We start from the raw sequence: 21,783 nt of genomic DNA, 5'->3' as shown, positions 1-21,783 counted from the left end.
CTCACAGATGCGGGTCGTCGGCGTAGGTCGCCTTGGGCATCGGAATGCGGCGCTTGGTGGGCGCTGCGGCGGCCGACGGGGCGGGTGTTGCTGGTGTCGGTGAGACGGCCTCGGACGCCGGCGTCGTGGTCTTCGGAAACGCGTCCTCCAGCGCCGCCCAGCGCGCGGGTGACCAGCGGTCCATGCCCATCGCTGCGGTGACGGCGCGGGCGTACTTCCAGCCGTCGAGCGCTTCGGTGGCGTGGACCTGCTTCCATTCGCCGCGCTCTTCCATCCACTGATCGCCGACGAGCTGCTTGCAGACCTCTTCGGTGGCCAGCTTGGAGAGGTGGACATAGCCCGCCGGGAAGCCGGCGCCCTCGGCCCGCTGCTCCTCGGTCGGCGGCTCCAGGCTGAGCAACCCGTACAGCTCCAGGGTTGCCAGATGGCCGCCGATCATGCCCAGCCGCAGGCCGCGCTTGCGCGTCTTGCCGTTCGGCGTGACCTCGCGGACGCTCGACCAGGCGAAGACCGGCGCGCCGAGTGTCGTGGCCCCCTTGACCGGGATCACCAGGCCGGGGTGTTTGCGCGCCCAGGCCTCGACCTGCGTGGTGGCGAAGCCGGTGTCCGCCCCGACCTTGGACAGCTTCAGTTCGACGCCGGACTCGTGCCGCCACGTCCGCTGGATCGCCTCGGAGGCCTCGGCCCAGACCTTCGCCTCGTATGGGTTGCCGGGAATGACGATGTGATCGACGAGCCAGCACTGCCGGTCCCGGCCCCACGCCCACACGAAGAGTTCGATGCGGCCGGGGCTCTTCTGCACGTCGAGGCCGGCGGTCAGGATCAGACCGCCCATCGGCACGGTGCCGGGCCGGTAGTCCTCCCGGCGCTCATACAGGCGGCGCCATTCCGGCGCCTCGCCCCGAGCCGCGTAGGTTTCCCCGAGCACCTGGTTGACCCAAACCCGCAGGCGGTTGGGGTCCTTCTTGACCTCGACGAACTCCTTGGCGATGTGCAGCCAGGAGGCCTGCTTGAACTGGCTGTAGGCGGCCCAGATGTGGAAGGAGCGGTGCGGCCAGTTCTGCGGAGCGTGGGCCCGCCACTCGCCGTGCTCGTCCATCCAGGCTTTGTCGTCCTCCTCGATGAGGCAGCCGTTGACGCAGACGTACCAGGCCCGCGTGGGATTGTCCTTCGGCTCATAGCGGATGCCCGCCCCTGTGCCGTCACCGAACACGAGAACCTGCATCTCGCGACAGTGTGGGCACGGCACGTAGCGGTGTTCCTGCGTGCCCTGCAGGAACAGCGTGTCGATCTTGCTGGCGCCCTGCACCGTCGGCGTGGAGCCGGCCGCCTTCAACGGCTCGTCCGAGGTCAGGTTGCGCTTGAAGGCGAGACCGGCCGGATCGCCCTCCACGCCCGAAGCGTAGGGATAGCCGTCCGGCTCCTCCAGCAGCACCTTGTCAGCGGTGATGCGGCGGAACTCCTTGGGACTGTTCGCCCCCTTGATCTTGATCCAGCCGCCGGGGAAGCGCTTGGAGCGGATCGTGTTGTTGCTGGTGCGCGTCTTGTTCGGAATGACCCGGCGCACCGCCGGCCAGGTCAGCAGCGCGGCGATGTCGTCTTTGGCGAAGTCCTCGGCGTCGTCGATGGTCGGTTGGTAGACGAGCACCCGGCAGGGATTCTGGTCGGCGCAGTAGCCGATGAAGTTCTTCACGATCTGCGAGTAGCCGATGCGGCTCGATTTGCGCACCGAGATCTGCGCCACCTCCGGATCGGTGAAGGCGTCCATGATGCCGACCTGGAACGGAAAGGCGGTGTAGCGGCTACCGTCCTCCAGCCGGGCGTTCTTCGCCGACCACTCGGACAGGGACTGCCGCTTCTTCGGTTTCAGCGCGGCCAGCCAGCGACCGACGTGCTCGACCAGCACCGGGCCGCCGCGCACGGCGATCACGTCAGGCATCGTCGGGTTCGTCGTCATCGTCGCTTCCACCGAGCTCTTCGATGATCCGGGACTGGCTGAGTTCGCTGAGCGCGTCGGTGAGGGCGTCGGCGATCCGCGCCTTGAGCTTGCCGTCGCTCTTGGCCACCTTGGTCGGCACCCGCATGATCTTGGCCTTGGCCATCTCCAAGACGGAGACGACGGCGGCTGTGTAATCGCCGATGCGCACCAGTTCCTTGCGCGTCTCGGCGTTATCCAGCGCGATGCGTTCGCGTTGCACCCGCGCCAACGCGGCCCGTTCGGCCGTGAGGTCGAGCTTCTCGTCATCGGCGGCATCCGACGCCCGACCAGCCGCTCTCTCGCGCAGGTGCCGGATGTAGGCAACCCGGCAGGCGTCGAGGTCCATGTTGCCGCGGGCGTCGGCGTGAAAGACCCCGCGCTTCTTCAGGTCGCGCACCGAGCGGTCAGAGAGGTCCAGGTGCGCGGCGATCTCGGCCTGTGTTGCCATCGGCGCACCCTTCGTTCGGAGCGAACCGGAACCCCCCTCTCGACGTTCACGGATTTCGCCGCCTCCCCTGCGGCCAAGGGGGAGGGGGTTCCGGTTCCGAGTAGCCTCAAAGCCGCATGTAAGCTTGGTTCAAGGGGCGAACCGGAAGCGGAACCCCCTCGGCGATTTCTCACACCTGGATGGCGATCGGACTTTTGCCACCCGTATCGGGTTGAGCCGGGGAAGGACCCGCTCCCACCCTGCCGTCGATCGGTCGCCGCTCCATGCCCGCACTTGTCGCCTCGACGCCCTCCCGTTCCTCATAGCACGGGCGTGGCATGTCATCTGTGCGTCGGCACATTGTGATGGATTCGCTGTTCGTCGGGAAAACGGCTGAAGACAAGAGACGAGCGTCACCATGAGCGATGATGACATGAGCGACGATGACCACTTCATCGCGATGATCTGGTACAGGCGCGAGGACTGGCCCGAGATCAAACGGCGATTTCCCGACAGCGCCAAGCTGGGCGATAGCTATGACGAATGGCTTCGGCGATCTGAAGCCGTGGCCATAGGAACTGAGGCCAAGGGTTGCACCGTCTTTAAGGTTTTCATTCGGCCGAACGAGTTTGCTGTCTGGTGCGCCGAGCGGTACCTGGACATGGACGCCGAGGCGCGGACTGCGTTCGCCTCTGAGACGCTGCTTCGCGCACTCCTACGCCTCCAGAAATGAACGACTGCGCGACCTTGCCCCGCCCACATCCGCCCGCGGCCCCATGCGCTGACGCGCCGCCTCGATGACGGCGATCATGCGACCCAGCACGTGGGAGGGAATGTTCAGCAGGCCCACCATGCTCAGCCCTCCTTGCTCTGACGCTTCTCACGAATCTCGTTCCACATCAGGACCAGACGCCCGACCAGCAGGGCGAAGGCGCCGGCGGCCATGATGCCGTGGTAGCCGTAATTCACGAGGTCGATCCACCAGGGCAGCGACAGCACGCTGGTGGCGGCCGTGGCGTCCGCGGCGGCCTTGCGGATGACGGGATCACCGGCAGCGTCCAACGCTGCGGTCACAAGGCGCTGGGACATGGAACAGCTCCGGAATGACAAAACCCGCCGCGGCAGAACCGGGCGGGTGGAGGCGCGTCAAGCGCGGATCAGGTGGGGCGCTTCGATAGCTGCCGCAGTCCCATCCCGGACGGTTGCCGGGGGACCAAGGGCATGGTATGCCCGCTAATCATTTCGAAATGGTTAAGCTTAACCCCATCGCGTTACGCTCCGAGCGCTGATGCGACCGGCTCAAGGTTCGTCACCGGCATCGCGATTCGGCTGGTCCGCCCGAACAACTCGACCAGGACGAGCGCCATGTCCCCGCGCTTGTCGGCCTCCAGGAAGACCGCCGCGAAGTCCCGGAATGGCCCGTCGATCACGCGCAGGGCCTGCTCGGGCTCCCAGGTCACGGCTGGTCGCGGTTCGGGCCGCGCGGGCTGGCGTGGGCGCAGATCAACCGAGCCGCCGTCCGCCATGCAGCGGGCCTGCACGCGGCGCAGCACCAACGGAGACACCCGCAGCGGTATATCACCCACCCCACGCACGATGAACGCCACGCCGATCGTGTTCAGAACCGGCCTGAAGGGCTGCTCGCTGTGGCAGCCCACGAACTGGTAACGGTCGAACAGCGGCCGGGCCACGGTCTCAACCCGCCCAGGGCCGTTGCTGCGCTCCCGCAGGCACATCGGCAGGAACGAGCGATAGCCCTGCTCCTCGAAGCGCCTGTGCACCTCCTGGTTCTTGCCGGGCTTCACCACCACGGCGAACCACTCCCGGTCGGAGAACATGTCCATCGTCTCAGGCGTCCTCAGGCTCAAGGATTTCGGCAACCAGGTCGGGCGGGGCGAAACACCCGGGCTCGAACGGTTCTGGCCCGGCGGTGATCGGCCACAGGCGCTTGTCCCGGTATCCGCTCAGCAACAGCCGCCACGTGCTTCGTGATTTTCCATTCACAATCCCATCATCATCCCCGGCCCCCTCTGGGGGGTTTGGGGGGATATCTGGATTCTGGCCTCTGGCCTCTGGGTGTTATCCCGACCCTTAACCCGCCGCTTAACCCGCCCCTTATCCGACGCGGAATTTTCTTTTTCGGAACAGAGACTTGGGTTGCCTCCGGATTTGCCGTTTTTCCGCGCTGTTTGGGCCTTCTTGTGGTCACGGGTCATGCGCCGGGAGTAGATCACGCCCTTGCTGTTTCGCGAGAAGACGCCGGCCAATTCCAGCTCGGTGAGCAGTGCTGCGAGCTGGTCCGGGCTGGCGCCTGTCAGGAGCGCAAGCTGCGTGTCGGTCACGGGCCGTCCGTTGACGACGAGGTGCCCATAGGGGTCGGCTTCGTGCATGATGCACATGCACTCGATCCAGAGGCCGCGAGCGGCCAAGGAGACGACGCGCAGCCCTTGGTCGGCCCGCCAGTCGGTCGGGTAGAACTTCAGCCAGGGCTGCTCGGCGGTCATGCTGCGGGTTCCTCAAGCGCGGCCTGAGCGGCCGATTCGGTGGGCCAGTCGCTGTCCCGGTCGAGGTCCTTACGGCTCGGGGGAATCCAGCGCAGGCGGGTGTCGGTGTGGCCCTTGGCCCAGACGATCCAGGCATAGCTGGTGGCGGTGCTGGCGGTCCGGTCGAGGCGCCCCTTGACCATCGGCACGCGCTCGGCGAACTGCGCGACGACGGCCGGCGGGCACTCGGTGAAGAACCGGTAGCGCTCAGCGCTCTCCAGGAACGTGGTGCGCACAAGCAGAGCAACGCCGACGTCGGCCAGCTCCAGCGCGCGCCGTGCGAATTCGATGCCCAGGCGGAAGGGCGGGTTGGTGATGATCCAGTCGGCACACCCGATCCCGTCGGGCGTGTAGGGCATCAGGAAGTCGTGCACCGGGAAGCCGGCGCCGTAGTCGTGGACATCCGAACCGGCGACCGCGAGGGCGTATTCCTGGAGCGGCCGCACCATGTCGCCACGCCCGCACGCCGGGTCCCAGGCGATGTGGCCGAACAGGCCGATGACGTGCTCGCACAGCGCCCGAGTGGCCCAAGCCGGCGTCGGGAAGAAGTCGAGGGAGTCGTGCGGCTCGCGCCGCTGGGCCATGACGGCGTGCGAAGTGTTCTGCGCCATCACGCCCACCCCCGCGCCACGCGGTCGCCCGCGGCGGTCCGGCAGTACAGCAGGTCGCGCGGCACGCGGATCGTCTCGACGTAGCCGGCGGCCGTCAGCGCCGGCATGATGGCCAGGGCCTCGGACAGAGAGAGCTTCGCACGCTCGGCGATGACCGGGATCCGTTGCGCCTCCAGGGCGCAGGCGGCCGGCGTGGCGCGCAGCATGGTGAGCATCGAAGGCGTCATGCGTGCCTCCGCTGCATGTCCCGCACCGCCTGCCGCTGCTGCGCGTAGTAGACCCAGCCGGAGGCAAATCCCTTGAGCCGGGCGATGCGCTCCAGGTCGCTCTTGCTGCGCGCCAGATGCTCGGCATCTTCGGTGCGCATGGCGCGGATCGCGCTGTCGGCCAGCATGTCGAGCTGCCGCGGCGCCGCTGTGTCCCAGCCCCGGAACGTCCGGCCGCAGCTCGGGCACTTCGGGCCGGCGACGAAGCGGCGGTGGCAGACCGGGCAACGGATGGTGCGGTGGGCGAAGGGCACCAGCCCGGTTTCCAGCGTCCACACGCGGTCGGACTCGGGCATGCCGTGGATGCGCACGTTGTCGGCCATGTCGATGATGCAGGCACGCTGCTTGCCGTCCGCGATGCGCAGGACGCGGCCAACCTGTTGCATGTACTTCAGCACGCTCTTGGTCGGGCGCAGCAGCATCGCGCCGGCCACCACCGGAACGTCCGTGCCCTCCGACACGATCTCGCACGAGGTCAGGACCTGGATGTCGCCGGAGGCGAGTCCCTGAATGGCCGCGTCCCGGTCCGCCGTGCTCATATCGCCGTCGACCGACACAGCCCGGTAGCCCTGCCGCGAGAAGGCCTTGGCGACTTGGCGGGCATGATCCACCGACACACAGAACGCGATCGCCGGCTCCAAGGCCATGCGCGCGGTATACTGGTTGATGGCGAGGCGGGAGATCGCGTCGTCGTTCATCACGCGGTCCAGGTCCGAGGCGACGTAATCGCCGCGGCTGATCTTCACCTGGGTGAGGTCCAGACTGGCCACTGGAGACCACACCTCAGCCGGGCAGAGCCAGCCGGCTGCGGTCAGCTCGGCGACGCTGGGCCCGCGCACCACCTCGTCGAACAGAGCCCCCAAGGGCTTGCCGTCGCCCCGAAACGGCGTCGCCGTGACGCCCAGGCGCTGTGCATGCGGCATAGCCTCCAGCAGCGCCTGCCAGCCCGGGGCAACAGTGTGGTGGGCTTCGTCGATGACCACCAGCCGGATCGTGCGCAGCCACGCGGCCAGCCGGCCCTGGCGCGCCTTCAGCGTGTCGATGCTGGCGACATGGACCAGCGCCGACGGATCTGGATCATGATCCGGATCGACAACCGCGGCAGGGATGCCCGCCTTCGCGAGCGTGCGCACCGACTGCTGCAGCAGCTCGCGCCGGTGCACCAGGAAGGCGACCGACCAGCCGTGGTTCACCACGGTGCGGATCACGCCCCCGACCACAACGACCGTCTTGCCACCGGCGGTCGGGAGCACGTAGAGCGAGCCCGGCACGCCACGCTCGAGCAGGGCGAGGATCTCGTTGGCGTTCTTCTCCTGATAGGGGCGGAGCTTCATGCCGCCCCCATCAGCTTCAGGGTCGCCTTATAGACGATCACCTCGACGCGCGGCCGGTTCTTGTCGATGAATCCGGACTCGGCGACGTGGCGCACCTGACGATCATTGACGATGATCCGGCCCTGGATGGCGTCGCGGACGAGCGAGGTGTCCAGATCAGGCTGGCGCGTTTTGTAGAAAGCCGCTGCCTCGATCGAGACGTCGCCATCGTAGGGCTCGGCCAGCTCGGGCACGTGCAGCCGCGCCACCGCCTCAAAGGCCAGCCCCTTCTCGCTCTTGATGAGCGCGGGCCGGCCCTTGATCGTGACCAGCTTGCGGCTATTGCCCTTGGCTGCCGGCTCACCAGGGATGGTGAACCGGGCCAGGACGTCGCCGCGGACCCAGGTCGGTAGCGGCGCGGTCATTCGGCGGCCACGACGCTGGCGGCACGCTCGGCCGCTGGGAACGGCACGACAGTCGTGGCGTCGAGAGCCTCGTCCTCGGGCTGCTCCTTGGCTTCGTTATCAGCGTCTTCGCCCTGCCCTTCCGAGGTGGCATTGTCCTCGGCGTCCGCCTGCGCGGCACCCCGCGCACGACCACGCTCCCACAGGCCATGTTCGACCGTGCCGGCCTCATGCGGGTTGCCCTCCGGTGCGGCGCCGTTGCGGCCGGCTTCGAGCCCGGCGTTGGCGACGAAGCCGGCTCCCTCCGGCATGTCCGCGGCCACGGCCAGCGGCGCCGGGTCTTCGGTGGATTCGTCGGCCTCCGTGTCGGCTGATGCGGGCGCGGCCGGCGCGCGATCCGCCTCGAACGGCAGGTCGACGCCTTCCGGCTCGGCCTCGCGCAGCGCATTGCTGGCGTTGCGAAGCTCCTCCTGCACCGCCGGCGCCACGGCCGGAGCAACGTCGGCGCCGAACAGGTCAGGGTGCACCTTGTCGGCCAGCAGCGCCTGCCAGGCAACGCGCAGCTTGTTGATCCGGCGCTGCCGCTGGTCGTCGTCTTCCAGGTGCCGGATTTTGTGGAACATGTTGAAGATGTCAAAGTCGATGCCGGTCGCCTTCACCGCGGCCTTGGCGGCGTTGACGGGCATGCGGGCGGCTTCGAGCGCATCCTGAGCCTCCACCAGCTCGCCCGAGGCGCGGACCAGCGTGTCGGCGACGTCGGCCTGGGCCATGTTGGTGGGGTTGTCTTTGCGTTTGCGAGCCACAGAGGGTCTCCTTGGGTCAAGGGGATCAGGGAACGGGGCGCCGCAGGACCTCAATGGCCCGGGCGCGCTTGTTCAGGCGGCGGATGGCGCCGCGTTCTTCGAGCCCCGCGAGCAGGCGGGCGATGCCGGACGTGGAGGCCAAGCCCATCGGGCGGAGCATGTCGCGCACGCTCGGCGTCACGCCTGTGTTCCGGGCCTGGTACTCGGTGATGAAGGTCAGCAGCTTGCTCTGCTGCGGCGTCAGGCCGACCGGCGTGGAGCAGCGCTCCGCAGTCATGGGTTGGCCGCAGGTCGGGCAGGTGCAGGTGCTCATTCCCCCACCCTCCCCGCCCGGCGCGCGTTGACGTGACCGATCAGCTTCATGGCGAGGTCGAGGGCCTTGGCCTGCCAGATCGGGTCCTCGGTGTGGTCGATCCGGCCGTCGGCCAGCATGTCGGCCAGATCGCGCAGCGCGCTGACCAGCTCGGCGTTCATGCGGAACACGTCCGGATCGCCGGCCTCGGTCGGGCGGGCCTGATAGCCGACCAGCGCCAGCATCTCGTTGAGGATGCGGTCGCCGCCTTCGGGCAGCAGGAACATGCGCAGGAAGACATCGAGCTGCGGGGCGCGTTCGCCCTGCACGTAGCTGTCCATCGTGCGCTGGTCGACGTCGAGGATCTCCGCCGCCTCCTTCACGGAGTAGGTCATCCCGCGCCCGATCCGCTGCCGCAGCAGGCGGGACAGCTTGGCCTTGACCAGATCGGTGGTGATGTCGCGAACTTTCAGCACGGCATTGCTACTCCGAATAAGCGAGGCTAAGGGGATGAGACAGACGCCCCATGCCTGCCCCGATGTGTCAGGCTCCAAGCGCGATCGCGGCCAGCGGGGCGACGCCGAGCAGGACCACGCGGAGGTGATGAGCACTGCTACGCCAGGGGTAGCCGGCATCGCCGAATGCCCAAGCGACAGCGTGGCGCACGATTTCGTAGGATTGACGAGGCGCAGAAAGCTGGGAGTTTATGCCTGTGATCTGAGAAGCCGGCCGACGGCGCGTAAGGTGCTGCATCATTCCCGCGCTCCTCAGCTACATACCGGCGTATGCATATTGGAAGTTGCGGAGCGGGCCATGACAGCCCGCCCCGCTTTCCCTATGCTGGGGGCGTCCAAAACCACAGCATGGGAACTCTTTGAATGGCCAATACCGCAACCCACGCCGAACTCGTTGCCGCGGTGGAGCAAGCGCAGCGGCACGCACAGACAGTCATTTCTGATGCGCGTAGCATCGCTGGGCGCGCCGACAGCTTTTCCCCTGAAGGCCGGCTCGCTGGAGCAGTTCACACTCTTGCTCAATCCCACGATATCCTCAGCCGAGTTCTTCTGGAACTGCTACACCAACAAGCTCAGCAAGGCGCACAACCGACCGGTGATATTCCGTAATCGACCGGCAAAGCCTTTCGACGGGATCGTCAACCGCCTTGTCATCAGTCGGCGGCTCCTCACCAGGGGCCGCCTTCCCGCCAAGCACGAAGTCGGCGTAGGCCTGAGCACGTTGCACGACCTCTGTGGGGTCCACGGTTTCGGTGAAGCCGCGTGCGTTGCTGGACAGAACCAGGCACTCCAGGCGGATGCGCTGCTCGGCGCGCTCCCGTCCTTGGCCGGACGCCTTCAGGGCCTCCATCAAAGCCCGCCCCTCACCGTCGAGGCGCAGCGTTACAGTCGCAGTCGTGTTCTCGGTCGCGCTCACAGCGCCCCTCCATGGCTATGGGTGTGGGAATGCTCCCCCGACGAGCACTTGCGGCGCGGGGCGGGGGCTTCAAAGACGTCCGGTCGCAGGTCGTGCGCGGTAATGGCGCCGTTGAAAGCGCGGACGATGCCCGGGACGGCCTCGGCCGGAATGCGGCGTTCGCGTCCCCACTTTTTCACGGTATCGCGCTTCCTTCCGATCAAATCGGAAAGCTCTTGCAGCGTCATACTGTGTGAGCGGCAAAGTTCGGTGAGCGTCATGACGCGCAATGTACCCATGGTGGGTACATGACGCAAGCGCTATCCCTGAGCTTTCCGTACCCAACGAGAAGCCTGCCAGCACGGACCCAATGCGGGTACATTACCTACACTATGGAGTATCCGAACAGACTGGCCGAGCTACGTAAGCGAGCTGGAGTATCGCAAGGGCGCCTAGCTGATGCCCTGAACTCTGGGCGCTCAACTATTGTCAAATTGGAAAAAGGTGAGCGCGAGCTTTCTTTGGATTGGATGGAGCGCATTGCTCCAATTTTGGGATGCGCTCCTTGGGACCTTCTCCCAGAGGCAAAGTCCGAGCACCACAAAGAAATAGAGATGCGTCTCCGCTACCGCGCTATGACCGCTGAGCAGCGGAATTCAATTTTGAGTGTGGCCCAGCAGATGGTTCCGAAGCGGGGCTAGACACTTCTATCGCGCGCGCAGCTTCCAGCAACACATCCTTCTGCATCCGGGGTAAAGCCGCAAAGAGTTCCATGAACTCTCGCTCTCCACAGACCTCCCCCACTTCGACCATCGCCGTTCCTCTCGGCTTTGCGCATCGTGGGACATCCGTCCGTTCTGGGACGGTGGTCATCCGGCCAAGCGGAGTGCGGGATTGACGTGGCTCATGGAGCGTAGCAGACGGATTCGATGAGGCGGCGCAGGAGCGGAGGGGCGGTTTTCGTCATCTCGGTGGTTTCGGACGAGATGGCGAAAACCTGTTCGAACCACAGGTGCCGGCGCAGGCGGGCCAACGCATCAGCGAAGGTCGGCGCCGGCTTGGGGTACCACAGGGCGCGCCGCGGCGACAGCGCCAGCCGGTCGGCATGTTGGTGCACGTACAACGTGATCAGCGAATACAGCCCGAACAGCAGCGGCGTCGTGCGGAACACCGCCGGATCGGTCCACTGGCGCTGCGTCGCGATCCCGATGTGGGCGCGACTTTCTTCGTAAGTGGTTTCCATGGACCAGCGACGATTGAACCATTCCAGCACCGTGCGCGGCGGCACCGTCGGATCGGTACACAGGAAGGCTTCGGGCTCGCGCCGGCCGTCGGGATAGCGGACCAGCACCCACAGGATCGGCACGACCGGCTTACCCGCATGATACCACAGCGCCGTGCCGCTGGCGTACTCGATCCAGCCACCGGTGCGCCACTGGGTGCGGCTGGCCTGGACAGCGCGCCGCCAGACCGTCTCCGGGTCGCTCAGCCGAGCGCGCAAGCTCGGCTGCCGGGCTCCCTTGACCGCCGGGCGGCCATAGTGTTGCTCGGCCGGCGGGGGATCGAACAGGGCGGCATCCAAGCGCAAGCGCGTGACGACAATGATGGATGGGCTCAGCGCGTCGAGCAAATCCAGCGCGGCGAACCCGCCGTCCATAACGGCGACCACCAGCCGCTCCGGCAGCCAGCGGTGCAGGCGCCGCAGGACGGCGCGTGCCCAGTCGTTGACCGACCGGTAATGTCGTCCGTGCTCCTGGCACCAGGAGCGGCTGGGCGTCAGCGCGGTGAGCACCGGCAGGCCCCAGATGCGGCCGGCGAACGGCACCTCGACCAGCAGCATGGCGGTCAGCCAGCGCAGGCCGTGGCTGGTGACCCGTCTCTTCTTGGACGACCGCACCGCGTCATAATACTGGCTGGCCGGGCGGATGCACGGGCCGCGCCGGCGCTCCAGAGTGTGATCGACGCCGATGACGACCGGTCCGTCCGGAACGAAGGCGCCGACCAGGGCGTGCAGCAGCGTGCGGGCCAGCACCAACCCCGACCAGGCGTTGCGGTTGAGCACGCGGTGAAACGTCGCGAACCCCGGCTCATCGGCCAGACCGAGGGCGCGCAGCGCATTGGCGACCGTGCGCGGGCCGACCGCCAGCACGGCGCCGACGGCGAGTGCCGCCACCGTGGCGCGGGTGCGTCCGGAGAAGGCCTCCAGGTACGGCCAGAGCCACGCGACGAAGCTTTTGGGGAGGACAATGGGGCGTACCATGGTACACCTCTGGCGGCGCCGGATGTATGACCACCCAACAGACTTGCGCACGCGTGATCGCGATGCCCACGACCGACCCCGTCCTGGAGCGGATTGCCACCTATCCCTGGCCGCGCGGCGGCCTCACCGTCCGCCGGATCAACCGCGGCTACTCACTGTTCAGCGCCCGCACCGGCGCGCCAGTTGCCCGCTTGCGGCCACTGGGCGAGACCAACCGCGTCGAAGTTCTGTGGTGGCGGCGCGAGGCCTGGGGACCGGCTGGACCCTTCGGGGCGGTGTTCGACCTTGAGGACGCTCTCGCCTTCATCGCCGATGAACCGGCCTTCTGGATCCGGGCATGAGGGAAGGAATGCCGTCCCAGATCGCGCAAAGCCGAGGAGAACGCACGCCCAAAAACAAGAACACTTCGCGAACGATAACCACACCTCTCGTTCCCGTCTACCGCCCGAATCGGCCTGGATAAGACATAAATCACCTGTATAATTCCTCAGAACGGCCCATCCGGCGTTGATTTTGAACGACCCCGCGCGCCTTTTGTCATATCCCGCTATGCCCTCATAGGCTGCGCATAGCTGATATGCTTCTTATCCTAGAGGTAGGAAACTTGACTTTGGGCCGATATCGACCGGAACGTAATGAGAACACGCCAACCGGAAGAACGTTCATGGCGCTCCAGACCCACATCATCGTGCAGCCCTACGTCAGCGGGAAGAAGGGCGCGCTCGCGCCGGCGCCAGCCATCAAGGTGAACACCGCCGATGCCGGCAGGGCGCGGGCGCAGCGAATCATGGAGATCGGTCGCTTCCTCGGCGTCGACGTCGTGCAGACCGAGCTGGACGAGGAGGCCGGTAATTACGGCGAGCCGGCGTTCCTGTTGCGACTCGGCCTGGTGCCCACCGTTGAGGCGTAAGGGAGGGAGCCATGTTCCAGGACTTGGAGCTCTATGTGGTCGAGCACGACGGCGATCGCGTTATCGTGTTCGCCAAGCACGCAGGCAAGGCCCGGTAGGTCGCATCGGTCATGTTCTATGGCCGGAAGGACGCTCCCGAGCGCGATCGTTTCCTGGTCCGGGAGCCCGAGGAGGAGGAACGCGCGGCATTCGCGGCGCATGAGCCGGCGCCAGGAAGCGAGGTGCGGCTGGCCTCCATCCACCTCTGATCAACCGCGGCATGGAGGGAAGAACGATGCAGGGTATGACCGACGCTGAAGCCCGCATCACGGCCCTGGAGATCCTGGTCGAGCAGTTGATCGTAGAGCGATGCGCGATGACCGACGATCCGCTCGGCACCGCGGAACAGGCGCGCGACCGGTTGACCGCCATGGCTCAGGCCGATACCACGGGCCGGATCACACACAGCGTGGCGGCGGCTCTGACGGACGCCATGCAGCGAGTCGTGGAGCGGATCGAGGGAATGGCAGGCTGAGAGGCGGAAACGCGAAGGGCGCCCGGAGGCGCCCTCACACTTACGCTGAAATTGCTGGATTAGCTTTGCGCCGCTTCCGGAAGAGGCTGGATGCGCACGTATAGCCTGCCAGCCCACATGGTTTCTCTCTCGGTCTCTGCTGTCACCTCAATGAAACCTTCAGAATGAATGACGCACGGAGAAAAGTCGAAGCTTGCACTGATTCCTGCCGCGACCAGAGGCCGCCCATGAATAGGCGTCGGCAGCGGAACTTCCGGAATTACTGCTTCGTGTGAGTCTGGGCCAAGGGGCGGACCAGAAGCGCGGATTTTCAGGCGCTGAATTGGATCATCAATAGCTGACATTGCCTGGACCAAAATTAACAACCGAGGTAACGTGATTGGAGGAGTTCCGAAAATGGACATTTCGGACGAATAAACTCCGATGATTATATGCTTACCGGTTATTTCTTGGCGCACATCGTCACAAAAGATTGTGTGCGCATAGCGAGGCTGCGAGGTCACCATGCGCCAACCTTCACTTTAACCACGTCGGATATAGATTGCGAAACGCCCATTGGAGAGCTTGCCGCGACAACCACACGGGGGTCAGTGACTTTCTCCTGCACCGAAGGCACCGCACCGTTGGTCGTCGTTGCCGCCGAGTACGTGACGTGGTTGTTACCGCCGCCCATTTTGTCACGATCCGGCAGCGAAATGCGCACTGGCCGGTTAAGCGCAAAGGCAATATCCGCCAGCGTCTCCAGCGTCATATTGCTTGCTCCGTTAAGCTTACGCGAAACAAAAGATTTATCTCGTCCAAGGATACGAGAGATTTCAGCCTTGGTCAGCCCGCGCTTAGCATGCTCTTCGGCAAGAGCTTGATTGAGCTCGTGCTGGATGTCGCCGATCATGCGAACATAGGTTCGACGACGCGGATCGTTGGACACCCTAAAGGACATCTTGCAACCTCGTTTCCGTCAGGCATGGAGGAGGATCGAGATCAATCGTCGCCATATAATCCCGCACACGTCTTATATGCGGTTCATAGGCGCCCCAATTGGCCACATTCCTCTTCATTTCTCCATGGTGGACAATGAAGGTGGATCGCCGATAGAAAAAACCAAAAGCACGAACGCTTATTGTTTTGAACTCCCACACATGAAATGGCAGGGGCTCAAGTTTTTTCAGGTCAACGTCGTACGCCATTGGGCGCCCGAGAATGAAAGCAACGAACACATTCCACAGCTCTTCGGATGGATAGAGCTTCCGCTTCGGCGGACGTGGCTCCTGATCAAGCGTGCTGCGCAGCCATTCCTCGCACTCCCGTGTATACCAAAGCGTGCGGTCGGACATTTCGTCAGCCTCCAGATCCCCACGGAACTGGATGAGCTCGCCACGCATCTCTATATCGCCTGGTGTTGCCATATAAGTCAACTACCCTATCGGGCAAGAGGGATTTGCAAGGACGTCACGGGCGGAGAGTGTGGAATTGGCAATGCTGCATCGCCCAGCCCACACCCCACCCGGCGAGGTGCGGCGGCGGGGTGGGTGGTCAAGAGGCAACCAGCCTCAGGTAAGCCACGTTCATTGACGTCGGCCCGTCCCGCCCATCGAAGATCACGAAAGCGCTATCGCCTGCCAGAGCCTGGACTGTGCCCTTTCCAAAGGTTTGGTGCTGAACGCGGGAACCAACCTGAACTTTGCCCGCTTCCGCCGCCGGTTGACTTTCCCACTGAGAAGCGTCTGGAGGGAAAGCCGCAGCTGGCCGATTGACCGGCGCATTTGCCATCCCCCCAAGCCGCTCAATCGCATCACGCACAGTAGCGAACCCGATCAGCATGCAGCCGGTCATGAACAAGAAACCAGAGATGGTGACGGTGGCGGTTTGCTGGCTGAGCAGGCCGATGTTGACCACACGGTTCACTGCGCCAATACCGCCGGACACGCTGGTGTCCATGCCTAATCCCACCAGGATCCCCAACACGCCAAGCGCGATCAGCGCATAGCCAAAACCCCGCATCCTGCCCTCATGCATACCGCAGTATGTGCGCCCACCATCGAGCGCAACCGGAGGGATTGTGGCGATATATCAGCCGAAATGCATGACCCCATTTTGGGTACATTTTGATCTTGACCGAATGTACCCATGGTGGGTACCGTTCTCAACACCACCCGACCGAGCTACCCCGCCCCACGGCGGCCACCTCATCGGATGGGCCGGGCCTGCGGGCCCGCTCTTGGTAGCGTTTCCTCCCTGACTTCCCCTCGGCGCTGACAGTGGCTGCCGAGGGGGCCTTCCCGGGAGGAGCGCTCCGCAGACGGGAGGGATGATGAGCAGGCAAGAGCGTGAACTGGCCGAGGCGCTGAAGGCGCTGGGCCACCTTGTGGACGTGGTGAAGCGCAGCGATCCCGAGCTTTACCCGGATCGTTCCCAGGCTCCGGACGAGCAGGAGTGGGACGCCGCCATTGCGGACGCCGAGGCCCTGCTCGCCTCGCACAAGGCCGCCCAGGCCGTTGAGGTGGCGTGATGAGCAAACACACGCCAGGACCTTGGACCGTCGAGCAAGAAGCCGCTGACTGCCCCATCGACATCATCGGCGGAAATGGCGCCGTTCTCGCTACCGTGCTCGGCGCGCAGGAGCAGTGCCAGATTCTTTCGGAAACCCAGACTGCTAACGCCACGCTGATTGCGGCCGCTCCGGACCTGCTGGCAACGCTGCAAAAGATTGCCGAAGTCCAGGTGCAGAACTACGGAGACGCAACCCGCCTGCATCTCCGCATGATCGAACTCACTGCGGAGGCCAGCACCGTCATTGCCAAGGCCATTTGCTCCACCGCCAACGGGGAGGCCGCCCAATGACCCTGCGCCCCCTCAACACCGTGACCAGCCACGACACCTGGACGTTCCATCCGTTCCTGATCGACACGAACCAGGGACCGATGGGCGTGGACCATGGTAAGGCGCGCCGTGCCTTCGGCATCCACCGGAGCGATGCCGGCTGGAATCTCACGCACCTGCCCACCGGCGCCCTGATCGGCGTGGCGCCCAGCCTCGACGATGCGATGCGCGCCGCCGACGGCATCGAGGGCGCCTGGGACTGGTCGGTCGTGGGCGTGCCCGCCGCCGCCGAGCTGGCGGTGATCAAGGAGGCGCTGCGCTCTTACGGTGTGGAGCATCCGGCCGACCGGCCGGCGTGGAAGCCCACTCTGGAGCTCGCCGCCTGATGGACACGCCTTCCGTATACCACGTCGGGCCCTTCGCCACGACGGACCTTGAGCCGACCCGCGGCTGGTACGTCAGCCGCCTGACCGACGACGGCGAGCCCAACGGCCCCTTCGTCACCCGCGAGCGGGCGGAAGCGTGGCTCGAGGAGGCCCTGCACGGCCTGACGCTCGACCGGCGGTGCGCCTGATGTCGGCTGTCCGCGAACTCCTCACCTTCACCACCCTCTGCCTGGCCGCCTCTGTCGGCTGGCTGGCCTCGGTCCCGCCCGCGCACTGACCCGCGCCTCAAACCTCCATACCCCGCGTTCGCGCGCTCCGGCCGGCATGGGTAATTCCAGCCGGCTTGAGGCGTCAGAGAGAGCCGCGGCGAGTCAGCCCCACCGGGACAACTGCGCAGGACGCAGGACCAATGGCGGGGCATGTGGCCGGCGTCGGCGCGGAGATAGAAGCCGGCTCTCTCCCCTTCTTCGCCCGGCCGTCAGGGCCGATCACCCCGGAGGACGCGATGAACCTGATCGCCATGCCCACCCGCCCCGCCGCTCCGCCCATGACCGTCGAGGAACTGGAGCAGATGGACGACCACGCCCACACCAGCAGCCGGGCCCGCCATCTGGAGATTGCCAACCACGTCCCGCTCACCGTCGACCCGCGCGGCATGGCCGACCGCTGGCGCCGTCGCGCCGAGCAGCACCGCAACACCGCCCGCATGCTCGTCGGCATCCTGCGCTTTCTGAAGCTGCATCCCGAGGCCCACACGGTGCGCGTCGGGGGCTGCGATTGGACGGAGCAATCCGCCCGCAAGGAACTCGCCTACCAGCGCGACCGCCACCGCCAGTGCTGCGGGCAGCTAGGCGGCTGGCTGCCCCAGGCGGCGGCCCTGGACTCGGAGCCTGCGATGATTGTGCGCCCGCAACTTGGCTTTCAAATCCGTCAGCTCGGCGCGCAGGAGCTGTCGCTCGTCATCGACCTTTGGGACGCCCAGCACGACGTCTACATCGCCAGCGTGAATGAAGACGACCGTGCGCTCGATACCGCCCTGATCGACCGTGCCCGCGCCGCGTTCCTGCTGAACGATGCCCGCCGCTGGCTGCTGGTCACGCCCGAGGCCGCGAAGACCTGGTTCACCGACGCGCTGCGCCGCGCCCAGCCGCTGCGCCTCCTCGCCGCGGAGTGACGGGCATGGCCTCGCCCTACACGGTCACCGAATCCGACGAGACCGCCTACGGCAGCCTGATCCTGCTGCATGGCCGCGCGCTGCTGATCACCGGCATCTCCTCCGACCACCCCGACCAGCACAACCGCCTCGCTCACCTCATGGTCGGCGTGCTGGAGCGCCTCACCCCGGCCGAGCAGGCCGAACTCGACCAGATCGTCGGCTCCCACGAGGAGCGCTGGAGCCAGGAGCCCCACTCGCGATGAACGCCATCCTCCCCAAGTCCCGCGACGACTGGCACGAGCTGCGCGCCCAGCACGTCGGTGGGTCGGAGATCGCCAGCCTCTTCTATCTGTGGCAGCTCGCTAACGGGCAGCTGGCCTACCTGCACATGTTCGAGATGCCGCCCGCCGGCGCCACCATGCTGGGCTGCGTGTCCCGCCACACCACCGGCTTCCGGCTCTACCACCAGAAGGCTGAGATCCTGCCGCCGGAGGATCTGGACGGAAATGAGCGCATCCGGCTCGGCCGCTGCCTGGAGGCCGGCATCGCCGAGGCTGCCCGCGACAAGTGGGCACCCTGGCCGCTGCGCAAGGTGCACCGCTACCTGCGCCACGCCGCCGTGCCCGGCATGGGCGCCAGCCGCGACTATGAAGAGCACGCCGAGGGCCTGCCGCCGGTCGAGATCAAGAACGTCGACTATCTCGTCTTCCAGGACCTCTGGCAGGCCAAGGGCGACGACATCGAGGCGCCGCCGATCGACATCACGCTGCAGCTTCAGCACCAGATCGCCTGCGAGCGCATCCACGCCCCGCACGGCTGGATCATCGCCTGCGTCGGTGGGAGCAGCCTGAAGCGTGGCCGCATCGAGCGGCACGAGCCGACCATCGCCAAGATCGAGCAGGCCGTCGCCGCCTTCTGGGCGGCCATCGCCGCCGGCACCCCGCCGCTCGACGTCGCTGACTTCGACACGGTAGCCGACCTCTCGCTGCTGGGCGCCGGGGTGCGCTCGGCGCCGCTCGACCTGACTATGGACAACCGGCTGCCGACGCTGTGTGCCCGGCTTCTGAAGACGCAGTCCATCCGCAAGCGGGCCGAGAGCGCCGAGAGCCGCGTCAAGGCGGAGATCGCCACCAAGCTCGGCGCCGCGCCGGAGACGATCCGCGCCAAGGCCGCCGGATTCAACATCACCTGGGTCTACGTGAACGGCAAGAACGGACCGCATCGCGGGGCCATGACGATTCGCGAGGTTTGATCCCCATGAGCACCAACACCGGCACCGCCGTCGCCACCACGCGCGACGCCTCCCCCCTTGACCGGGTGCGCCAGCAGATCGACGCCATGGGCGACCAGTTCGCCCTCGCCCTGCCCCAACACATCCCGGTGGACCGCTTCAAGCGCATCGTCCTGACCGCCATCAACCAGAACCCCGACCTGCTGAACGCCGACCGCAAGTCGCTCCTAGGCGCCTGCATGAAGGCCTCGCAGGACGGACTCTATCCGGACGGCCGGGAGGGCGCTCTGGTCATCTTCAACACCAAGGTGGGCACGGACGACAAGGGCAAGGCCATCTACGGCAAGGCCGTGCAGTGGATGCCGATGGTCTACGGCATCATCAAGAAGATGCGGAACTCGGGCGAACTGTCATCCATCGTCGCGCATGCGGTCTATGAGAAGGACCATTTCGAATACGTGCTCGGCGACGATGAGCGGATCGACCACAAGCCCACGCTGGCCGACGTCCGCGGCAAGATGATCGCCGTCTACTCCATCGCCAAGCTGAAGGACGGCACCGTGCAGCGCGAGGTGATGACGCGCGCCGAAGTCGAGAAGGTGCGCAGCGCCAGCCGGGCGAAAGACAGCGGGCCGTGGGGACAGTGGTACGAGGAGATGGCCCGGAAGACGGTAGTGCGCCGACTGTCTAAGTACCTGCCGATGTCCACCGAGGTTGAGCAGGTCCTGCGCCGCGATGACGCGCTCTACGCCGGTGGCGACACTGAAGCGGCGAAGATCGCGGCGCCGATATCCGGCACCGCCGCCGGCCAGCTTTCGGCCTTTGCGTCGTCCCCGCTGATCGAGCATGAGGACGCTGGACAGACGCAGCAGGTCTACGCCCTGGTGACGCTCGACGGCGAGGTGAAGGAGTTCACCAGCAGCGCCGAATGGCTGGCCCGCTTCGAGGCTGCGCTGCAAGGCGCCGCCGATCCGGCCAAGCTGTGGGAGCTGAACAACGACGCCGCCGAGTGGGCCGCTGACATGACCGAGGGCGGGGACGACACACTGGCCCGCCTGCGCAAGGCCTACCTGACCAAGCCTGAAACCGAGCAGGGCAAACCGGAGCAGGCCGGACAGCCGGACGCGACCTCCGCGGCCCAGGGTGACACCGCCGCGCCGGCCGGCGACGAGTGGGCGGATGAGGCTGCCGAGCTGCAGCGCATCGGCGGCACCTGCCAGACCTTCGGTCAGTGGACCGCCTTCCTGGACGACCACGCCGACCGGATCACCGCACTGATCGCCGCGAACGGCAGGGCGCATACCGCCGCCTGGCGCGAGTTCGTCCAGGGTCGGACGGCCGGCTTCCAGGGGAAGGGGAAGAAGTGATGGCGAAGAACAGCCGCAGCCATCAGCGCCGCCGGGAGCGGCGCGCCACCATCAGCCGGAAGGAGGGCGGCCTCACCGCCCTCCAGGCTCTCGTCATGGCCGACGATCTCGATCTTCCGGACGGAGCCGCCTACGCCTTCGCCATGGAGATGTCGGGCCTGGATCACGACAGCTTCTTCGACGATCTGGCGGCGGGGGCGCGGTGATGGGCAGCAGTTTAAGCCATAACCCGCTTTCGCCGCGTCCGCTTACCGGGCCCAACCGGGGCCATTGCCCGTTCGAGCTGGAGGATCGCCTCGCCCAGGGCGTCGTTGATCTGCTTGCCATCCGCGCCATGATGGACGCGCCGATGGCAGGTCGGGCACACCCCAGCGACGTGGCGAGGATCGTCCGGCCCACCGTCGCTCACACGTCGGATGTGATGGGGTTCCAGGTAAGGTTCGCCGTTAGCTCGAACGAAGGGCGCGGGGCCCCTGCAGCACTCGCAGATCCCAGCGGCCCGGGCGAGCACATAGCGGCGTACCGCCTCACTGCGCTGGTAGATGCGCCGGCGCGCGCCTTCGACCGGCTCTTCGTCGCCGGTGGATGCAGCTTCCATTGCAGCGCTCCGGAGAGCAGCCAGATGGAGACCGGCCGCGTTGGGGTCTGGCTCAGGCTCCGCAGCGTCCACATCGTTGAGCGCTTCGACCGGCACCAGGTGGAAGACGATCCCGCTCCTCATGTTCCCAAGGCGGTCTGGTGTCGGTTCTCTGGTTGTGTTCACACAGACGAATTGGCCGAGAAACCGAAGCATCCCGGACCGATCCTGCTTCTGGAAAAGGAGCAGATCCTCCCCCTCGGCGACGTGATCGCGGATCGCTTTGTTCCCAGAGGTGAAGGTCATATTGCCTTCCTGACCTTCACCGAAGTAGCGGAACACCTGACCATCGTCGGTCCAGCCATCGTGATAGCCGTGCTGGAGGCCGCTCTCTCCGGTGATTGCAAATATGACCGGATGCTCCGAGGGTGTGATGATTCCGCCTTGGCGCTGACCGCCGTACGGCTGGTGGAGATCGCGCCGGCGATTGTAGCGATGATCACGGACGAAGTTCC

General features: G+C 66.0%; 36 protein-coding genes. 15 read left to right on the top strand and 21 right to left on the bottom strand.

Going from position 1 to position 21,783, the window contains the following annotated elements; translation table 11 throughout:
• Window position 1 precedes the first annotated feature (1 nt).
• On the bottom strand, window positions 2-1,957 hold the full coding sequence (locus M2351_RS36735; protein WP_264660927.1) for a phage terminase large subunit family protein: 1,956 nt from the start codon (window positions 1,955-1,957) through the stop codon (window positions 2-4).
• Window positions 1,932-2,426 carry a hypothetical protein gene (locus M2351_RS36730; RefSeq protein ID WP_264660926.1) on the bottom strand — a complete coding sequence of 165 codons (495 nt, stop codon included), beginning with the start codon at window positions 2,424-2,426 and terminating at the stop codon, window positions 1,932-1,934. The genes M2351_RS36735 and M2351_RS36730 overlap by 26 nt, the downstream gene beginning before the upstream one ends.
• Window positions 2,427-2,823: 397 nt before the next feature.
• On the opposite strand from M2351_RS36730, the gene M2351_RS36725 reads away from it, so the two are divergent.
• Complete coding sequence (locus M2351_RS36725; protein ID WP_264660925.1) at window positions 2,824-3,138, top strand: hypothetical protein; 315 nt, start codon at window positions 2,824-2,826, stop codon at window positions 3,136-3,138.
• On the opposite strand, the gene M2351_RS36720 is transcribed toward M2351_RS36725, so the two are convergent.
• The 13 genes from M2351_RS36720 to M2351_RS36660 all read right to left on the bottom strand — a co-directional run bounded on the left by M2351_RS36720 (window position 3,121) and on the right by M2351_RS36660 (window position 10,328).
• On the bottom strand, window positions 3,121-3,258 hold the full coding sequence (locus M2351_RS36720) for a hypothetical protein (RefSeq protein WP_264660924.1): 138 nt from the start codon (window positions 3,256-3,258) through the stop codon (window positions 3,121-3,123). The genes M2351_RS36725 and M2351_RS36720 overlap by 18 nt on opposite strands.
• Window positions 3,259-3,260: 2 nt before the next feature.
• A complete protein-coding gene (locus M2351_RS36715) occupies window positions 3,261-3,494 on the bottom strand; it encodes a hypothetical protein (RefSeq protein WP_264660923.1) in 234 nt (77 codons plus the stop codon).
• A gap of 182 nt (window positions 3,495-3,676) precedes the next feature.
• Window positions 3,677-4,249 carry a transcription termination/antitermination protein NusG gene (gene nusG / locus M2351_RS36710; RefSeq protein WP_264660922.1) on the bottom strand — a complete coding sequence of 191 codons (573 nt, stop codon included), beginning with the start codon at window positions 4,247-4,249 and terminating at the stop codon, window positions 3,677-3,679.
• Window positions 4,250-4,405: 156 nt separating this feature from the next.
• Window positions 4,406-4,909, bottom strand: a complete 504-nt coding sequence (locus tag M2351_RS36705; RefSeq protein ID WP_264660921.1) for a DprA-like winged helix domain-containing protein — start codon at window positions 4,907-4,909, stop codon at window positions 4,406-4,408.
• Complete coding sequence (locus M2351_RS36700) at window positions 4,906-5,559, bottom strand: SAM-dependent DNA methyltransferase (RefSeq protein WP_264660920.1); 654 nt, start codon at window positions 5,557-5,559, stop codon at window positions 4,906-4,908. The genes M2351_RS36705 and M2351_RS36700 overlap by 4 nt, the downstream gene beginning before the upstream one ends.
• A complete protein-coding gene (locus M2351_RS36695; protein ID WP_264660919.1) occupies window positions 5,559-5,786 on the bottom strand; it encodes a hypothetical protein in 228 nt (75 codons plus the stop codon). The genes M2351_RS36700 and M2351_RS36695 overlap by 1 nt, the downstream gene beginning before the upstream one ends.
• Window positions 5,783-7,159, bottom strand: a complete 1,377-nt coding sequence (locus tag M2351_RS36690) for a DEAD/DEAH box helicase (RefSeq protein ID WP_264660918.1) — start codon at window positions 7,157-7,159, stop codon at window positions 5,783-5,785. The genes M2351_RS36695 and M2351_RS36690 overlap by 4 nt, the downstream gene beginning before the upstream one ends.
• The gene (locus tag M2351_RS36685; RefSeq protein WP_264660917.1) at window positions 7,156-7,563 is read right to left on the bottom strand and encodes a RusA family crossover junction endodeoxyribonuclease; all 408 of its coding nucleotides are present in this window, start codon (window positions 7,561-7,563) and stop codon (window positions 7,156-7,158) included. The genes M2351_RS36690 and M2351_RS36685 overlap by 4 nt, the downstream gene beginning before the upstream one ends.
• The gene (locus tag M2351_RS36680) at window positions 7,560-8,345 is read right to left on the bottom strand and encodes a hypothetical protein (protein ID WP_264660916.1); all 786 of its coding nucleotides are present in this window, start codon (window positions 8,343-8,345) and stop codon (window positions 7,560-7,562) included. The genes M2351_RS36685 and M2351_RS36680 overlap by 4 nt, the downstream gene beginning before the upstream one ends.
• A gap of 25 nt (window positions 8,346-8,370) precedes the next feature.
• Entirely contained in the window at window positions 8,371-8,658 is a 288-nt protein-coding gene (locus M2351_RS36675; protein WP_264660915.1) for a LexA family protein, read from the bottom strand.
• Window positions 8,655-9,113 carry a hypothetical protein gene (locus M2351_RS36670; RefSeq protein ID WP_264660914.1) on the bottom strand — a complete coding sequence of 153 codons (459 nt, stop codon included), beginning with the start codon at window positions 9,111-9,113 and terminating at the stop codon, window positions 8,655-8,657. The genes M2351_RS36675 and M2351_RS36670 overlap by 4 nt, the downstream gene beginning before the upstream one ends.
• A 574-nt stretch (window positions 9,114-9,687) precedes the next feature.
• Entirely contained in the window at window positions 9,688-10,068 is a 381-nt protein-coding gene (locus tag M2351_RS36665) for a hypothetical protein (protein WP_264660913.1), read from the bottom strand.
• Window positions 10,065-10,328, bottom strand: a complete 264-nt coding sequence (locus M2351_RS36660; protein ID WP_264660912.1) for a transcriptional regulator — start codon at window positions 10,326-10,328, stop codon at window positions 10,065-10,067. Before M2351_RS36660 ends, M2351_RS36665 begins: the two co-directional genes overlap by 4 nt.
• A gap of 27 nt (window positions 10,329-10,355) precedes the next feature.
• Between M2351_RS36660 and M2351_RS45415 the strand changes: the two genes are divergently transcribed.
• Window positions 10,356-10,748, top strand: coding sequence for a helix-turn-helix transcriptional regulator (locus M2351_RS45415; RefSeq protein WP_406567486.1), 393 nt, complete (start codon window positions 10,356-10,358; stop codon window positions 10,746-10,748).
• A gap of 203 nt (window positions 10,749-10,951) precedes the next feature.
• Here M2351_RS45415 and M2351_RS36655 read toward each other — a convergent pair whose 3' ends face one another.
• On the bottom strand, window positions 10,952-12,307 hold the full coding sequence (locus tag M2351_RS36655) for an IS701 family transposase (RefSeq protein ID WP_264657647.1): 1,356 nt from the start codon (window positions 12,305-12,307) through the stop codon (window positions 10,952-10,954).
• 62 nt (window positions 12,308-12,369) lie between these two features.
• Between M2351_RS36655 and M2351_RS36650 the strand changes: the two genes are divergently transcribed.
• The 4 genes from M2351_RS36650 to M2351_RS36635 all read left to right on the top strand — a co-directional run bounded on the left by M2351_RS36650 (window position 12,370) and on the right by M2351_RS36635 (window position 13,731).
• Entirely contained in the window at window positions 12,370-12,648 is a 279-nt protein-coding gene (locus M2351_RS36650; RefSeq protein ID WP_264657648.1) for a hypothetical protein, read from the top strand.
• 323 nt (window positions 12,649-12,971) lie between these two features.
• Window positions 12,972-13,217 carry a hypothetical protein gene (locus M2351_RS36645; protein ID WP_264660911.1) on the top strand — a complete coding sequence of 82 codons (246 nt, stop codon included), beginning with the start codon at window positions 12,972-12,974 and terminating at the stop codon, window positions 13,215-13,217.
• Between the two features lie 110 nt (window positions 13,218-13,327).
• On the top strand, window positions 13,328-13,465 hold the full coding sequence (locus M2351_RS36640; protein ID WP_264660910.1) for a hypothetical protein: 138 nt from the start codon (window positions 13,328-13,330) through the stop codon (window positions 13,463-13,465).
• 35 nt (window positions 13,466-13,500) lie between these two features.
• Window positions 13,501-13,731, top strand: a complete 231-nt coding sequence (locus tag M2351_RS36635; RefSeq protein WP_264660909.1) for a hypothetical protein — start codon at window positions 13,501-13,503, stop codon at window positions 13,729-13,731.
• 59 nt (window positions 13,732-13,790) lie between these two features.
• On the opposite strand, the gene M2351_RS36630 is transcribed toward M2351_RS36635, so the two are convergent.
• The 4 genes from M2351_RS36630 to M2351_RS36615 all read right to left on the bottom strand — a co-directional run bounded on the left by M2351_RS36630 (window position 13,791) and on the right by M2351_RS36615 (window position 15,732).
• Window positions 13,791-14,237, bottom strand: a complete 447-nt coding sequence (locus M2351_RS36630) for a hypothetical protein (RefSeq protein ID WP_264660908.1) — start codon at window positions 14,235-14,237, stop codon at window positions 13,791-13,793.
• Window positions 14,231-14,623, bottom strand: coding sequence for a helix-turn-helix domain-containing protein (locus M2351_RS36625; RefSeq protein ID WP_264660907.1), 393 nt, complete (start codon window positions 14,621-14,623; stop codon window positions 14,231-14,233). The genes M2351_RS36630 and M2351_RS36625 overlap by 7 nt, the downstream gene beginning before the upstream one ends.
• Before the next feature lie 37 nt (window positions 14,624-14,660).
• Window positions 14,661-15,065 carry a hypothetical protein gene (locus M2351_RS36620; RefSeq protein WP_264660906.1) on the bottom strand — a complete coding sequence of 135 codons (405 nt, stop codon included), beginning with the start codon at window positions 15,063-15,065 and terminating at the stop codon, window positions 14,661-14,663.
• Window positions 15,066-15,264: 199 nt separating this feature from the next.
• A complete protein-coding gene (locus M2351_RS36615) occupies window positions 15,265-15,732 on the bottom strand; it encodes a hypothetical protein (protein WP_264660905.1) in 468 nt (155 codons plus the stop codon).
• A gap of 307 nt (window positions 15,733-16,039) precedes the next feature.
• Here M2351_RS36615 and M2351_RS36610 point away from each other — a divergent pair, with 307 nt between their 5' ends.
• The 9 genes from M2351_RS36610 (at window position 16,040) to M2351_RS36570 (ending at window position 20,897) form a co-directional block, all read left to right on the top strand.
• Complete coding sequence (locus tag M2351_RS36610; protein WP_264660904.1) at window positions 16,040-16,240, top strand: hypothetical protein; 201 nt, start codon at window positions 16,040-16,042, stop codon at window positions 16,238-16,240.
• Window positions 16,240-16,572 (top strand): hypothetical protein, encoded by a 333-nt coding sequence (locus tag M2351_RS36605; RefSeq protein WP_264660903.1) that lies wholly within the window; start codon window positions 16,240-16,242, stop codon window positions 16,570-16,572. Before M2351_RS36610 ends, M2351_RS36605 begins: the two co-directional genes overlap by 1 nt.
• Window positions 16,569-16,937 carry a hypothetical protein gene (locus M2351_RS36600; protein WP_264660902.1) on the top strand — a complete coding sequence of 123 codons (369 nt, stop codon included), beginning with the start codon at window positions 16,569-16,571 and terminating at the stop codon, window positions 16,935-16,937. The genes M2351_RS36605 and M2351_RS36600 overlap by 4 nt, the downstream gene beginning before the upstream one ends.
• Entirely contained in the window at window positions 16,937-17,125 is a 189-nt protein-coding gene (locus M2351_RS36595; protein ID WP_264660901.1) for a hypothetical protein, read from the top strand. Before M2351_RS36600 ends, M2351_RS36595 begins: the two co-directional genes overlap by 1 nt.
• Before the next feature lie 221 nt (window positions 17,126-17,346).
• Window positions 17,347-18,111 (top strand): hypothetical protein, encoded by a 765-nt coding sequence (locus M2351_RS36590; RefSeq protein ID WP_264660900.1) that lies wholly within the window; start codon window positions 17,347-17,349, stop codon window positions 18,109-18,111.
• Window positions 18,112-18,116: 5 nt separating this feature from the next.
• Window positions 18,117-18,356, top strand: a complete 240-nt coding sequence (locus tag M2351_RS36585; protein ID WP_264660899.1) for a hypothetical protein — start codon at window positions 18,117-18,119, stop codon at window positions 18,354-18,356.
• Entirely contained in the window at window positions 18,353-19,345 is a 993-nt protein-coding gene (locus M2351_RS36580; protein ID WP_264660898.1) for a hypothetical protein, read from the top strand. The genes M2351_RS36585 and M2351_RS36580 overlap by 4 nt, the downstream gene beginning before the upstream one ends.
• Before the next feature lie 5 nt (window positions 19,346-19,350).
• Entirely contained in the window at window positions 19,351-20,691 is a 1,341-nt protein-coding gene (locus M2351_RS36575; protein WP_264660897.1) for a recombinase RecT, read from the top strand.
• Complete coding sequence (locus M2351_RS36570) at window positions 20,691-20,897, top strand: hypothetical protein (RefSeq protein ID WP_264660896.1); 207 nt, start codon at window positions 20,691-20,693, stop codon at window positions 20,895-20,897. The genes M2351_RS36575 and M2351_RS36570 overlap by 1 nt, the downstream gene beginning before the upstream one ends.
• A gap of 11 nt (window positions 20,898-20,908) precedes the next feature.
• Here M2351_RS36570 and M2351_RS45410 read toward each other — a convergent pair whose 3' ends face one another.
• Window positions 20,909-21,289 (bottom strand): HNH endonuclease, encoded by a 381-nt coding sequence (locus M2351_RS45410; protein WP_406567507.1) that lies wholly within the window; start codon window positions 21,287-21,289, stop codon window positions 20,909-20,911.
• Between the last annotated feature and the right edge of the window lie 494 nt (window positions 21,290-21,783).

Source organism: Azospirillum canadense, from assembly GCF_025961225.1.
GTDB lineage: Bacteria > Pseudomonadota > Alphaproteobacteria > Azospirillales > Azospirillaceae > Azospirillum > Azospirillum canadense.
Note: the sequence above shows the minus strand (reverse complement) of the source record. Positions and strands in the feature narration are given on the sequence as shown.

Bases quoted from the DNA above. Each gene is read 5' to 3' on its own strand.
- M2351_RS36735 (WP_264660927.1), bottom strand. From the start codon at position 1,957: ATGACGACGAACCCGACGATGCCTGACGTGATCGCCGTGCGCGGCGGC.
- M2351_RS36730 (WP_264660926.1), bottom strand. From the start codon at position 2,426: ATGGCAACACAGGCCGAGATCGCCGCGCACCTGGACCTCTCTGACCGC.
- M2351_RS36725 (WP_264660925.1), top strand. From the start codon at position 2,824: ATGAGCGATGATGACATGAGCGACGATGACCACTTCATCGCGATGATC.
- M2351_RS36720 (WP_264660924.1), bottom strand. From the start codon at position 3,258: ATGGTGGGCCTGCTGAACATTCCCTCCCACGTGCTGGGTCGCATGATC.
- M2351_RS36715 (WP_264660923.1), bottom strand. From the start codon at position 3,494: ATGTCCCAGCGCCTTGTGACCGCAGCGTTGGACGCTGCCGGTGATCCC.
- nusG (WP_264660922.1), bottom strand. From the start codon at position 4,249: ATGGACATGTTCTCCGACCGGGAGTGGTTCGCCGTGGTGGTGAAGCCC.
- M2351_RS36705 (WP_264660921.1), bottom strand. From the start codon at position 4,909: ATGACCGCCGAGCAGCCCTGGCTGAAGTTCTACCCGACCGACTGGCGG.
- M2351_RS36700 (WP_264660920.1), bottom strand. From the start codon at position 5,559: ATGGCGCAGAACACTTCGCACGCCGTCATGGCCCAGCGGCGCGAGCCG.
- M2351_RS36695 (WP_264660919.1), bottom strand. From the start codon at position 5,786: ATGACGCCTTCGATGCTCACCATGCTGCGCGCCACGCCGGCCGCCTGC.
- M2351_RS36690 (WP_264660918.1), bottom strand. From the start codon at position 7,159: ATGAAGCTCCGCCCCTATCAGGAGAAGAACGCCAACGAGATCCTCGCC.
- M2351_RS36685 (WP_264660917.1), bottom strand. From the start codon at position 7,563: ATGACCGCGCCGCTACCGACCTGGGTCCGCGGCGACGTCCTGGCCCGG.
- M2351_RS36675 (WP_264660915.1), bottom strand. From the start codon at position 8,658: ATGAGCACCTGCACCTGCCCGACCTGCGGCCAACCCATGACTGCGGAG.
- M2351_RS36660 (WP_264660912.1), bottom strand. From the start codon at position 10,328: ATGACGCTCACCGAACTTTGCCGCTCACACAGTATGACGCTGCAAGAG.
- M2351_RS45415 (WP_406567486.1), top strand. From the start codon at position 10,356: ATGACGCAAGCGCTATCCCTGAGCTTTCCGTACCCAACGAGAAGCCTG.
- M2351_RS36655 (WP_264657647.1), bottom strand. From the start codon at position 12,307: ATGGTACGCCCCATTGTCCTCCCCAAAAGCTTCGTCGCGTGGCTCTGG.
- M2351_RS36650 (WP_264657648.1), top strand. From the start codon at position 12,370: ATGCCCACGACCGACCCCGTCCTGGAGCGGATTGCCACCTATCCCTGG.
- M2351_RS36645 (WP_264660911.1), top strand. From the start codon at position 12,972: ATGGCGCTCCAGACCCACATCATCGTGCAGCCCTACGTCAGCGGGAAG.
- M2351_RS36640 (WP_264660910.1), top strand. From the start codon at position 13,328: ATGTTCTATGGCCGGAAGGACGCTCCCGAGCGCGATCGTTTCCTGGTC.
- M2351_RS36635 (WP_264660909.1), top strand. From the start codon at position 13,501: ATGACCGACGCTGAAGCCCGCATCACGGCCCTGGAGATCCTGGTCGAG.
- M2351_RS36630 (WP_264660908.1), bottom strand. From the start codon at position 14,237: ATGGTGACCTCGCAGCCTCGCTATGCGCACACAATCTTTTGTGACGAT.
- M2351_RS36625 (WP_264660907.1), bottom strand. From the start codon at position 14,623: ATGATCGGCGACATCCAGCACGAGCTCAATCAAGCTCTTGCCGAAGAG.
- M2351_RS36620 (WP_264660906.1), bottom strand. From the start codon at position 15,065: ATGTCCGACCGCACGCTTTGGTATACACGGGAGTGCGAGGAATGGCTG.
- M2351_RS36615 (WP_264660905.1), bottom strand. From the start codon at position 15,732: ATGCGGGGTTTTGGCTATGCGCTGATCGCGCTTGGCGTGTTGGGGATC.
- M2351_RS36610 (WP_264660904.1), top strand. From the start codon at position 16,040: ATGATGAGCAGGCAAGAGCGTGAACTGGCCGAGGCGCTGAAGGCGCTG.
- M2351_RS36605 (WP_264660903.1), top strand. From the start codon at position 16,240: ATGAGCAAACACACGCCAGGACCTTGGACCGTCGAGCAAGAAGCCGCT.
- M2351_RS36600 (WP_264660902.1), top strand. From the start codon at position 16,569: ATGACCCTGCGCCCCCTCAACACCGTGACCAGCCACGACACCTGGACG.
- M2351_RS36595 (WP_264660901.1), top strand. From the start codon at position 16,937: ATGGACACGCCTTCCGTATACCACGTCGGGCCCTTCGCCACGACGGAC.
- M2351_RS36590 (WP_264660900.1), top strand. From the start codon at position 17,347: ATGGCGGGGCATGTGGCCGGCGTCGGCGCGGAGATAGAAGCCGGCTCT.
- M2351_RS36585 (WP_264660899.1), top strand. From the start codon at position 18,117: ATGGCCTCGCCCTACACGGTCACCGAATCCGACGAGACCGCCTACGGC.
- M2351_RS36580 (WP_264660898.1), top strand. From the start codon at position 18,353: ATGAACGCCATCCTCCCCAAGTCCCGCGACGACTGGCACGAGCTGCGC.
- M2351_RS36575 (WP_264660897.1), top strand. From the start codon at position 19,351: ATGAGCACCAACACCGGCACCGCCGTCGCCACCACGCGCGACGCCTCC.
- M2351_RS36570 (WP_264660896.1), top strand. From the start codon at position 20,691: ATGGCGAAGAACAGCCGCAGCCATCAGCGCCGCCGGGAGCGGCGCGCC.
- M2351_RS45410 (WP_406567507.1), bottom strand. From the start codon at position 21,289: ATGGAAGCTGCATCCACCGGCGACGAAGAGCCGGTCGAAGGCGCGCGC.